The following is a 12,223-nucleotide window of genomic DNA, read 5'->3' on the forward strand; positions in this document are numbered from 1 at the left end:
AGCTAACGTTAAAACAACTTATCCGTTTGAGTGTGATTTTAGGGGGTATCGGCATTTTGATATTACTGTTCGGAGGGGCTATGCGCGGATTGGGAACGGTAATGTTGTTGACCGCTATTCTATTTTGGATCTATAAATACGGCATTAAAGGCGTAGCGGAAAGTTTCCAGAAAAAAACGATGTCCCGTTTCGAGAACTGGTACGAACGCCGGTTGAAACATGCAATGCGGGGCGGAAACGTGTATTGGTATTTTGGGATAACTTTCCTTTTATTGATCAGTGTTTTTATGTTATTCGGAATGTCGGTCGGAAGCCAACGCACTAAAATAGAGTTCTTCCCCGACAATAAGCCCAATGAAATCTATGTCTATATCGAATATCCGGAAGGCACATCCATAGAAAAGACCAACGACATCACCAAGGATATCGAACAACGGGTCTACGCTGTTTTAGACGACCCTAAATACAAACAGGATGGCGAGAACTTTATGATGGCCTCAGCGGTATCGGTAGTCGGTGAAGGTGCCGGAAACCCGTTGACCGATGGCGGTTCCGCCGCAGAAATGCCACATAGAGGAAAGATGACCGTGAACTTTAGCGAGTATAAATATCGTCAGGGCATCAACACCGAAAACATACGGGCCAAGGTGCAGGAAGACTTGGACGGTATTTATCCGGGGCTGGCCATTTCGGTAGAAAAAGACGCCAATGGCCCGCCGGCGGGCTATCCCATCAACATTGAATTGGAGGGTAATGACTATGACCAACTCATCAACACGGCGGAAGACATCCGCAATTTTGTGAACACCTAGAATATCGGTGGTATCGAAGAGTTGAAAATCGATGTGAACAAAGGTAAACCTTCGATGCAGGTACTCGTCGATCGTGAGAAAGCCGGTGAGCTCGGTGTGGACGTGGGGCAGGTAGGCAATCAATTACGTAGGTCTATTTTCGGGGAAAAAGCAGGTATTTATAAAGAGGATGGCGAGGATTATGACATCAACATCCGTTTTAACGAAGAGCTGAGGTACAATAAAAGCGCCCTGTTCAACCAGAATATTATTTTCAGGGATCAAGCCAGCGGGCAGATTAAAGAGATTCCGATATCCGCTGTTGCCGAGGAGAAAAACACTTCGGGATTCAGTGCCATAAAGCATCGTGACGGCAACCGGGTAGTAACGGTCTATTCGGGTCTTAAACCCGGTTTTACCGATGCAGGCGCCATCGTATCGGAAATCCAAAAAGAGATGGAAGCGTTTAATGGCCTCCCAAGCGATATCAAAATCGACTATACCGGCCAATTGGAAGAGCAGAACAAACAGCAGATGTTCTTGATCGGCGCCTTCTTTTCAGGATTGGGACTTATTTGTTTGATATTGATATTCCAGTTCGGCGGTATCTCAAAACCCTTGATAATTATGATCGCTATCTTTTTAAGCTTTATCGGCGTTTTCGGGGGCTTGATGATTACAGGATGGTCTTTTGTCATTATGATGACCATGATGGGTATTATCTCTTTAGCGGGCATTGTAGTCAACAATGGGGTAGTATTGCTCGATTATACGCAGATTTTGATTGATCGTAAAAAGATAAAATTGGGTATGGAAGATATGAGCGAACTTCTAACTTTGGACGAGGCAAAAGAAGCGATAATCGTAGGTGGAAAAGCCAGGCTTCGCCCTGTAATTCTTACGGCAATCACAACGGTGTTAGGGTTGATCCCACTAGCCATAGGATTGAACATCGATTTCTTTTCCCTGTTCTCCGAATTCGACCCCAATATTTATATGGGCGGAGACAACGTGGTTTTCTGGGGGCCTTTGGCGTGGACCGTTATCTTCGGACTGATTGTAGCGACATTCTTGACGTTAATTATTGTACCGGTACTATTCAATATTAGCTATCGGATAAAAATAAAGGTTCGAGGAAGTGGCAAGAAGAATAGGGCTGTTGAAAAACGTAAGGAATTGGAGGAGGCAGCTTAGGCCATGAATAATTTGCAAAAAAGTCCCGCCAAATTTAGCGGGACTTTCTTTTGCAATATCAGCTCTAGCGATTTTCATTTTGAGGCGTAGGAAATTGGGTTACCGTATTGTCACCAGTTCTGTCTAAGGGCAATTCGTCCAATCTTCCGAATCTTCTTAAATCGATCCACCGATGACCACCTTCGGCGAATAATGAATATCGCCTCTGTTGCAATATTTCTTCTACCAAGTCACTTGGTGCACTTCCTCCAGAATAATCCGGCAGACCGGCCGCATTCCGAACAATATTGATTGAATTTATTGCTTCCGATGGGTTCGTAATATGATTGGCTTCCGCGTTCAACAGCACCAATTCTTCATTTCTGATTATACCCACGGGATCAATATTACTTTTATAGACAAAAACATCGTATGCTCCGGTCAGACCCGCATTGCTCAAAGGTTCATTCCTAATCGGTGCTTTTTCGAGGCGGTCATCATCGGCTTCCGCTTCGGAAATAAAGGTTGGATGAGCAATGCGTACATTGGCTACCGTTGAATTTTGAGCAAAAAACAAGGGGTTTGCCAAATCGGCACCGGTCAGAGAAAATGTAAAGTAAGCACCGATAGCGAGGTCACCTTCCAAATCTAAAAACGAATCGCCTAAATAGGATAATACTTCTGGATAATCGCCTTGATATGCCGCTATTCGAGCAGCCAAGGCCTTGTTGAATCCGTTAAATGTCGACGGTGTACCGAACCCCTCAAACCCAGCAGGAATCGGAAAAGGGAAGGCTTCACCGCCGCTATCTAAATCCTCGGCCGCCGAGTTCAATATATCTATCAAAATAGCAAGTGATTCGTCATAAGCATTAAAGCCGCCCAAGTTATCGGAGTCGGATACGTCGGTTCTGATTCCGTTCTCGAACTGCATATTGAGCACCATCAGAAATTCGTGGGCCTTGATCGTATTGAGCAAACCTCTTGTAGCAGCTTTCTCAACCTCCGAAAAATCGGCGGTGGTATTGTCCAGACCATCCAATATCAGATTAATGTCCTTTACGGTGGCGTATCTGCCAGCATAGGGCGTCGTGGTATAAAAAGTGTTGTCATCGAGCACGCCAGTCAACAGATCGCCGGTCCATCTAGGATCGGAAGATGCTATTCGCCAATATTCCCTTCCGACTACCGACATGGCATCAACCTGGGTCCCCAAACGCTGTCGCATATCCGAAAAAACACCTCCAATAGCATCTCCTAGTTCACCTCTTGAAATATCCGAGGATATCGAGGTAGTATCCGCCCCGTTCAAGTTCTCGCCATCTTCGACTTCACAAGAAATAAACAGAAACAGCGCTATCGTAATCGTTAAAATTTTATTTAGCATTTTCATTTTTCTTTATTTTAATTTCTAAAAGCCTACTGATACGTGGAATAAAAAGCGTTTTGAGGTAGGAAACGGCGTAACCTCGACCCCTGTGGAAAGTCCGTTCGAACCAAAGTTAGAAACCTCGGGGTCATAACTGTTATAATCAAATATATTGATAAGGTTGTTTCCCGAAAGACCTATTTTGATGTTTGAAACGAAGCCACTGAAAGCCGTATCCAAAATTTTCGAAGGCAGCGTATAGAATAGACCGACCTCACGCAGCCTTAGATATCCTGCATCTTCAACAAAAGGTGCTGCATTACCTCCCAAAAACGCACCTATCCTGAAATCTCCGTTCGGTGTTTCGCCAGCGGGATCTAAGGTGAGATCATCATAGTCGCCGGAGGTTTGACCAAAATCGAATAGCAGGTTGGAAAGGTTGATGTTTTCACCCCCTTTCTTCCAATGCCATAAAAAGGCCAGATCAAAATTCTTGTATTTAAAATTGTTGGTAAAGGTCATTTGAAAATCGGGTTCTGAATTGCCCAACACAACGACATCCCCATTTTCATCATTGCCCACAATCTGGGTTACACTTTTACCTTCTTCTATTCTAAAAGTTCCCAGTCCGGTACCAAAACCGCCTGTATCGAAGGGTTCCACATCCAATTGGGTAATTTCCGATTTGTTCTTGAAGAAAATGATTCCGGTATCCCAACTAAAATTCTCGGACTGAAATACATTTGCGTTCAACGCTGCTTCAATACCCTTGTTTTCGAGATTACCCGCATTTGCCCAAATATTGGAAAAACCGGAAGAAGGCTCATTATTGGCCTGTAATATAAGGTCATCTACCGATTTTATGTAGTACGAGAGCTCCAAGGAAACCCTATTTTTTAAGAGTCCAATATCCAATCCAAGTTCCAATTCCTTTTGTCGTTCAGGGCTGATGCTGGGATCGCCCAAGGTGCCGGGCACTGTAATTCCAACGATTCCATCAATAAGAGAGCTAGTATACGCCGTGAAAAGCGCACCGTTCGGGGCAAAATTACCGGCTTCCCCGTAAGCTGCCCTTACCTTAAGTTGGCTCAATACATCAGACTCCAGGCCAAAATTATGGATATTGACGGCCATGGATGCCTTTGGGTAATAAAAAAGTTCATTGGCATCACCATTGTTACTCGATTTATCGCCCCTCACACCGATAGTACCGATAATCTTATCCTGATAATTTACTTCTTCCTGAACAAAGAAACCGGAATCTTCTTGCTCGAGCCTAAATTGGTTCACATTGAAATTTGCCCCTTGGTCAACGTTTGTTTCAGATCCAATAAGATTGGTAGTCCGATTTCGTACCGTATTCTGAGAAAAGGTTTGTTTGGTTATACCCGCCTGGGTAGTAAAATTAATATTGTTATTGGTAAAATAATTATGTACCAAAAAGGCGGAATAATTGGCGTCCTTATTTTCTGTAGTGCCCAAAGCGGTCAAACCGTTCACTCCGCCGTTCGAAGCCTTTTGAAATTGCAGTTCTTTTGGGAAAATTGCGGTCGTCACCAGTTCATAGTAATCGACACCGCCCCTTAGAATCAATTTCAAGTTTTGCTTTTCATTTTGGAAGATACTTGCATCGACAGATCCCCCAACAATAAATCGGTTGATACTTTCATTGTTCGTAATTAAATCCCTAGTTTGCAGAGGATTCGAGGAACCATAGGGGTTATCGGGATAATTACCGTTTTCATCAGGAAACAATTGAGCCCACGGAGGCGTTGAAGTAAGGGCGACACCAATGGTAGTACCCGTATTGTCGTTATTGAAAAAACCCCTATTTGCGGAAGAATTGAGATAATTCGTTGTAAGGCCCAATTTAACCCTATCATCCCAAAGCCTGTGGTCTAGATTCAACCGTATGGACTTTTTATCATACCCGGTACCTTTAACGATACCTGCTTCTTCATTGTTGGTGAAGCCTGCATAGAACTGAGTATTTTCAGAACCACCGGAAACGCTGGCGCTTGTGTTCGATATAAAGCCATCTTCGCCGAATATTTCTTCTTCGTAATTGACTAGGGTGCCGTTGTTCCGGGCAGCCGTAAAGAGCGCCCCTTGACCTTCGCCGACCGCTTCGGCAGTAGTGGCTGTAAAATCCCGTACGCCCCGGTATCTGATAATATTATTGAAGCCTACGGCCTGGGAGACCGAAACCTTCGTTTTTCCGGCTTGCCCCTTTTTTGTTGTTATCAAGATAACACCGGCAGCGGCCCTTGCCCCATAAATAGCCGCGGCAGAAGCCCCTTTTAATATTTCAACGCTCGCGATGTCATCTGGGTTTAAATCTGCGATTCTGTTCGATGGGTTGTCTTGATTAGAGGCGCTTCCGCCAGCAGCGGCTCCGGAAACAGCATTCAAGCCCGCCCCGGCTACGCTATTGTTATTGACATAAACGCCGTCTACAATATAAAGTGGCTGCGCATTTCCATTGACCGAGGTGATTCCTCTCAATTTAACGGAAATACCACCACCCGGGGCTCCCGAACTCTTTGTAATCTGTGCTCCCGCAAATTTACCGGCGAGTGCACCATCCAATGTTTGGGGCGGAGTAACTCCTGCCAATTCCTCGGCAGAAACCGTAGCCACAGCATTCGCCAGGTTTTCCCTTTTCACTGATGTCGCCAGCCCCGTGACCACTACCTCTTCAAGACCCGTAGCGGATTCTTCCAAGGCAATGTTTAAGGTAGTCGCTTCGCTGACCTCCGCTTCTTGGCTGGCATATCCCAAAGAAGAAAAAACCAGGGTTGCGGGAAAATCGTTGACAGTAATCTCGTAATTACCGTCAAAATCGGAGGTGGTGCCAACCGTGGTACCCTTTACGACCACATTTACTGCGGGTAATGGGAGGCCATCTGCGGCGGACGTTACGTTTCCGGTAATCGCTCCTTGCGCGACCAACAGTGTCGGTAAGACAAAAAACAATACCAAAAACACACTTTTGAACAAAGTTTGTTTCATTTTCATAAGGTTTGAATTAGCTATTTCTACCACCAAGTTACAGAAGAATTGATTAAAATAAAGTTTTTTTTAACTTTTAATTAATAAAAAGTTAATTTTCATAATGCCATAACCAGCAAAAAATCAGCGGTTTTATTTTTAGGGGGTGCAGTCATAACTTCTTACATTTGCGCTTCAAAAGCACCAAAACAATGTACAGAAGCCATACCTGCGGACAACTGCGCGAATCGGACATCAACGAAAAGGTGACCCTTTCGGGGTGGGTACAAAAAACTCGGGACAAAGGCTTTGTGGTCTGGGTAGACCTGCGCGACCGCTATGGCATTACCCAACTGGTCTTTGATGAGGATAGAACCTCATCAAAACTTCTAGCACAGGCCCGGGAACTAGGCCGGGAATTTGTGGTTCAGGTCAAGGGCGAAGTCATCGAACGGGCGTCCAAAAATCCGAAGATGGCGACAGGCGATATCGAGGTCTTGGTCGAAGAGCTTGTCGTACTCAACAAATCCCTTACCCCTCCTTTTACCATCGAAAACGAAACGGACGGTGGCGAGGACCTGCGGATGAAATACCGTTATCTCGACATCCGTAGAAATCCTGTGAAAAACAACCTTATTTTTCGTAGTAAGGTAACTATGGAAGTTCGTAAATATCTTTCCGAACAGGGTTTTATCGAGGTGGAAACGCCTTATCTCATAAAATCCACTCCTGAAGGTGCCCGTGATTTTGTAGTGCCCAGCCGAATGAACGAAGGGCAGTTCTATGCACTTCCACAATCGCCACAGACTTTTAAGCAATTGCTGATGGTCGGTGGGCTGGACAAATACTTCCAAATCGTAAAATGTTTTAGGGACGAAGACCTGCGGGCCGACCGCCAACCCGAGTTCACCCAAATCGACTGCGAAATGGCCTTTGTCGAGCAAGAGGATATTTTGAATGCCTTCGAAGGATTGACCAAACATCTGCTCAAGGAAATCAACGGGGTCGAAATATCGGCGTTCCCCAGAATCTCCTATGATGACGCCATCCGTATCTATGGAAACGACAAACCCGACATTCGTTTCGGGATGGAGTTCGGTGAACTGAACGCCGTCGCCCAGCACAAGGATTTTAACGTCTTCAATTCCGCCGAACTCGTCGTGGGCATCGCCGTGCCGGGAGCTGGCGACTATTCCCGAAAGGAAATCGATGCCCTGGTCGACTGGGTAAAACGGCCACAGGTGGGTGCCAAAGGCATGGTCCATGTAAAATGTAATGAAGATGGTAGCTTTAAATCGTCCGTCGATAAATTCTATGACCAAGACGATCTGGCGAAATGGGCGGACGCGACCGAGGCGAAAGCAGGTGATTTAATCTGTGTGCTTTCCGGGGATGCACATAAAACCCGTACCCAACTCAGTGCGCTACGTATGGAAATGGCCGGCAGGCTCGACCTAAGAAAACCGGACGAATTCGCCCCGCTCTGGGTTACCGATTTCCCATTATTGGAACTTGACGAGGAAACCGGCCACTACCACGCCATGCACCATCCTTTTACATCCCCGAAACCGGGACAACTGGAACTGCTGGACACCGATCCGGAGGCTGTAAGGGCGAATGCCTACGACCTCGTGCTGAACGGCAACGAAATCGGCGGCGGCTCCATCCGTATCCACGACAAGGAAATACAAAGCACCATGTTGCGACATTTAGGTTTCACCCCCGAAGAGGCCAAGGCCCAATTCGGGTTTCTGATGGATGCCTTTCAATATGGCGCGCCACCCCACGGTGGTATCGCCTTTGGCCTAGACCGTCTCGTAGCCATTCTAGGCGGACAAGAAACCATTCGTGACTTTATTGCCTTCCCCAAAAACAACAATGGCCGCGACGTGATGATCGACGCGCCGGCACCAATCGATAAGGGGCAATTAGAGGAATTGGGTTTGAGGTTGGATGTAAAAAAGACTTGAGATGTGGCACTTCCGGTATTTGGGAAATTGGAGGTGACGTCGCATCATAAGCTAATAAAATACTGACTCCTCCCTAACAAAAAAGTAATGCATCAGTTGAATTAGATACCTTTGAACGGCCAAGCCTTCCTAAAACATGCCCACCCAACAAAAAAAATGGATTTCCCGGTTTTTTAAATGGAGGTACAAAAATATCTCCCATAAAACCTTTACCCATATCATGAGCGTGGTGGTCGGTCTGCTAGCTGGGCTTGCGGCCGTTACCCTGAAAAATATCACCTACTTTATCGAAGCCTCCCTCGAAAAGGGCATCCTTATTTCCAACAACGGACTGTATTTTATTCTTCCCATCATAGGATTGACGTTAGTCTACCTTTATGTGAAGTTCGTGCATAGGGAAAAGTTGAAGCTTGCCGTGTCATCCATCCTATTCTCCCTATCGAAGGAGAAAGGTGTCATTTCCCCCAAACAGATTTATACCCGATTGATTACCGCCCCGCTCACCGTTGGTTTCGGCGGTTCGACCGGACTTTTAGGTCCTGCGGTCGCTTCTGGTGCGGCCATAAGTTCGTATTTGGGGAAAATGTTGCGCGTCAATGCCAAGACCCGTTCGCTGTTGATAGCCTGCGCTTCGGCGGGGGCCATTGCCTCGATATTCCAAGCGCCTATTGCCGCTATTATTTTTGCCGTAGAGGTGTTTAGCCTTGACCTGACCATGCTTTCGATGCTTCCGCTTTTGTTGGCCTCGATATCGGGCGTGCTCACCTCCTACTTTTTTATGGGCAATGAGGTACTGTTCAGTTTTACCATTACCGAGGCTTTCGAGGTCAAGGATACTTTTTTTTATATCGTTTTAGGCGTGGGCACGGCCATTGCATCCATCTATTTTACCAAAATGTATTTCGGCATCATCAAGCTTTTTGAGCCTTTGGGAAGTCCGAAATACAAGCTACTGGTCGGCGGGCTGGCCATTGGGATTATGCTCTATTTTATTCCGCCGCTGTACGGTGAAGGTTTTGGATTTATCAATAATCTGCTGCACGGTGACCATGTTGCGGCCTTGGGAAAGACGCCTTTTGACAGGTACATCGATAATATCTGGGTGGTCATTGCCTTACTGGCGGGAATTACCATTTTCAAGGCCGTGGCCATGACCACTACTTTAGCGGCCGGGGGCGCGGGAGGAACCTTTATTCCCACTATGGTCATGGGTAGCTCATTGGGCAACGTGGTGGCCAAAATCATCAATAATTCGGGACTCGGGTTTGCCGTTTCCGAAAGCAATTTCACCCTTATCGGGATGGCGGGGCTTATTGCAGGTGTGTTGCACGCCCCCTTGACCGCCATTTTCTTGATTGCCGAGATTACCGGGGGATATGCCCTTTTTGTTCCCTTGATGATCACTGCGTCAATATCGTACCTGATTACCAAAAATACCATCGACTACACCATATACACCCGCGAATTGGCGGAAACGGATAGCCTTTTGACCCATGACAAAGATCGTACGGTGCTTACCTTTATGGAACTTGATGATGTCATCGAAAAAAACTTTAAGATGGTGCGTCCCGATATGACCTTGGGGGAAATGCTGCACGAATCCGTCTCAAAATCGACACGGAATATCTTTCCCGTAGTAGACGAAAACGGAGCTTTAGTAGGGATTGTTTTGTTGGATGATATCAGGGAATTTATGTTTGACACCTCTCTCTATACCTCTACTACCGTGGCTACCTTTATGCATGCCGCGCCAGAGCATATTTTTTACGGGAAGGATAGTATGCAAAAAGTAATGCAAAAGTTTCAGACCAGCGGCGCTTGGAACCTGCCTGTCATTAAAGATGGCAAATATGTAGGGTTTGTGTCAAAATCGAAACTGCTGACGGCGTATCGGAGGGAGCTGATTAATTTTACGCGTTAAAAAAGGTTAGGATTATAGAAGAGCACCCCATATGTAGATTTTTTTCTATTTTTGAATGCTATGAAATATCTGATAATCCTTATACTATTTGCCTCCTTGGCATCTATCATCTACGGCTTTTCCATTCAACCAGAACAGCTAGAGCTTTCCCATAAATACATCGGCTTTGGTACGGTCGGACTTTTTCTGGTCGCCATGCCGCTTTTCCTCTTCCACTATTCCCGAGGGAAAAAAATGAAGGACTATATGCTCAACGAGGAAAATATTCTTAAAATGCGGGGGAAAGAGAAGGAGAAGGATCGAAAAAACTGAACCCTATTCGAGCTACTTGCACGGTTTTAGCCGCTGCCAGGGGAGTTCAGGTATGACGTGGCGGGCGAGGCAGAATTACAAGGTGGCTAAAACGATAACCCCTTGCGGGTTTCTCAACAGCCCGAATTATCATTCCTTTTTTACAAAGTTTTGTTGTCCTCTTAATTCAAATTCCGCCTTTGGATAAAAAACCGCTTCAAAAGTTCACTGGCTTCGTTCTCCATAATTCCGTCCAAAATCTCGGTCTTCGGATGCAATTTAGTGCCCATAACGCTACAACCCCTTTGAGGGTCCGCCGCCGCATAGACTATTTTAGAAATCTGGCTCCAATATAATGCCCCGGCACACATTTGACAGGGCTCGAGAGTAACGTAAAGCGTACAATTTTGAAGGTATTTCCCTCCCAAAAAGTTCGCTGCGGCAGTAATGGCCTGCATCTCGGCATGGGCGGTAACGTCGTTCAACTGTTCGGTCAGGTTGTGGGCTCGGGCAATGATGCGATTCTGAACGACAATTACGGCACCGATGGGCACTTCGCCTTTTTCATAAGCTGCTTCTGCTTCTTGCAGGGCTTTTTTCATGAAATAATTGTCGTCGTAGGGGAGGATCATGCTGCTATTTTGATCAACAATAGTATGGAATATTGTTTTGCGACACAAAAAACCCGCCAGTAAAGTAGCGGGTCAATTGAAAAATTATTGGTCCTTTATCCTTTTAATAGCGTAGACCTCTCAAATTACGATTATCGATGGAACATTTCAATAGGCTCGTTCTATGGCATCTAATAGGCCACATTCTTATACAACGGAATCTTAAGTCCAATATACAGGTCGGCATTTTTGCTCTTTTCAGAGATCAAATTGGTCAATATCGAGCCGGAGCCTACCGTCAATGGACCGACCCTCATCCCCAATCCCCAGGCAAGGTCGCCATATTGACGCAGACCTATTGGAGAAGAGACGCTGAACCACTTGGTCTCAAAGCGTGGGGCAATCGTTGCCGTATTGATCGTAGTGCTCGTGTTTGATTTTCCGGAATCGCGCATTGAAAGTCCGGTATGGAGACCGACGTAAAATCGTCGCCCGAGATAGTAATCGGCCATGATCTGCAAAGCGGTCGGCAAGGCAATCTTTTGGTCGCCGGTGACGGTAGTACCGGTATAGTTATCTTCCAAGACCTCTTCGATATCCTTGGTCTCGAACTCCACCGCATTTACGTTTCCATCGGCGTCATAGGTCGTATTCTCGCTATTCTTATAGTTGATACTCCCGATGTCGGTAAGGGACAAGGCCAGTTTAAATTTATACTGTTGGGCCCTTTGGCCTTGTACACGGTCATCCATAATGCGTTTTCTGTATTCGTATACGACACCTATATCGGCTCCGAAACCGCCTTGAAGGTCACTAAATTCTGGGGAATCGGACTCGAAACCCGGTGTCGAGCCATAAGCCACTGAACCTTGCGTAACAAGTTGGTTGGTGATCCCATTATAGCTTCCGCTCAATTCCGGTGAACTGGCGAACAATCCGCCTGCACCCTGTAGATATTTTAAGGTCACACCGCCTTTCATAAACTGGTCTTGGGTTCTCAATATTTCCCGACCATAGGTTACGCCGATCTCTGAAAATACATGTACGGTCGTATTCAGGTTTTTTGAATCGAAATCAAAATCGTTGCCGATGTCAAACCCATCGGA

7 protein-coding genes and 1 pseudogene are annotated in these 12,223 nt (G+C 46.0%); 4 read left to right on the forward strand and 4 right to left on the reverse strand.

What is annotated here, in order from left to right; genetic code table 11:
• A pseudogene (locus ACEW8S_RS03945) lies at positions 1-1,985 on the forward strand (efflux RND transporter permease subunit); the annotation flags it as partial.
• Between the two features lie 64 nt (positions 1,986-2,049).
• Here ACEW8S_RS03945 and ACEW8S_RS03950 read toward each other — a convergent pair.
• Together ACEW8S_RS03950 and ACEW8S_RS03955 are read right to left on the reverse strand one after the other, a co-directional pair.
• Positions 2,050-3,357: a RagB/SusD family nutrient uptake outer membrane protein gene (locus ACEW8S_RS03950; protein WP_373516882.1), complete on the reverse strand. Its 1,308-nt coding sequence runs from the start codon at positions 3,355-3,357 to the stop codon at positions 2,050-2,052.
• 18 nt (positions 3,358-3,375) lie between these two features.
• Entirely contained in the window at positions 3,376-6,345 is a 2,970-nt protein-coding gene (locus ACEW8S_RS03955) for a SusC/RagA family TonB-linked outer membrane protein (protein WP_373516883.1), read from the reverse strand.
• 191 nt (positions 6,346-6,536) lie between these two features.
• Between ACEW8S_RS03955 and aspS the strand changes: the two genes are divergently transcribed.
• From aspS to ACEW8S_RS03970, 3 genes are all read left to right on the forward strand, one after another.
• Positions 6,537-8,294: an aspartate--tRNA ligase gene (aspS, locus tag ACEW8S_RS03960; protein WP_373516884.1), complete on the forward strand. Its 1,758-nt coding sequence runs from the start codon at positions 6,537-6,539 to the stop codon at positions 8,292-8,294.
• Positions 8,295-8,430: 136 nt separating this feature from the next.
• On the forward strand, positions 8,431-10,215 hold the full coding sequence (locus tag ACEW8S_RS03965) for a chloride channel protein (RefSeq protein ID WP_373516885.1): 1,785 nt from the start codon (positions 8,431-8,433) through the stop codon (positions 10,213-10,215).
• Between the two features lie 60 nt (positions 10,216-10,275).
• On the forward strand, positions 10,276-10,527 hold the full coding sequence (locus ACEW8S_RS03970; protein WP_373516886.1) for a hypothetical protein: 252 nt from the start codon (positions 10,276-10,278) through the stop codon (positions 10,525-10,527).
• Positions 10,528-10,688: 161 nt separating this feature from the next.
• Here the strand turns inward: ACEW8S_RS03970 and ACEW8S_RS03975 are convergent, their stop codons facing one another.
• A complete protein-coding gene (locus ACEW8S_RS03975; RefSeq protein ID WP_373516887.1) occupies positions 10,689-11,138 on the reverse strand; it encodes a nucleoside deaminase in 450 nt (149 codons plus the stop codon).
• 170 nt (positions 11,139-11,308) lie between these two features.
• Positions 11,309-12,223, reverse strand: a 915-nt coding sequence (locus tag ACEW8S_RS03980) for a DUF5723 family protein (protein WP_373516888.1), incomplete at its 5' end; no start/stop codon positions are given.

Origin of the sequence: Pricia sp. (assembly GCF_041745955.1) — a bacterium.
Classification (GTDB): domain Bacteria; phylum Bacteroidota; class Bacteroidia; order Flavobacteriales; family Flavobacteriaceae; genus Pricia.

Excerpts from the sequence above, each read along its gene's own strand:
- ACEW8S_RS03975 (WP_373516887.1), bottom strand. The coding sequence starts at position 11,138 with ATGATCCTCCCCTACGACGACAATTATTTCATGAAAAAAGCCCTGCAA.
- aspS (WP_373516884.1), top strand. The coding sequence starts at position 6,537 with ATGTACAGAAGCCATACCTGCGGACAACTGCGCGAATCGGACATCAAC.
- ACEW8S_RS03970 (WP_373516886.1), top strand. The coding sequence starts at position 10,276 with ATGAAATATCTGATAATCCTTATACTATTTGCCTCCTTGGCATCTATC.
- ACEW8S_RS03965 (WP_373516885.1), top strand. The coding sequence starts at position 8,431 with ATGCCCACCCAACAAAAAAAATGGATTTCCCGGTTTTTTAAATGGAGG.
- ACEW8S_RS03955 (WP_373516883.1), bottom strand. The coding sequence starts at position 6,345 with ATGAAACAAACTTTGTTCAAAAGTGTGTTTTTGGTATTGTTTTTTGTC.
- ACEW8S_RS03950 (WP_373516882.1), bottom strand. The coding sequence starts at position 3,357 with ATGAAAATGCTAAATAAAATTTTAACGATTACGATAGCGCTGTTTCTG.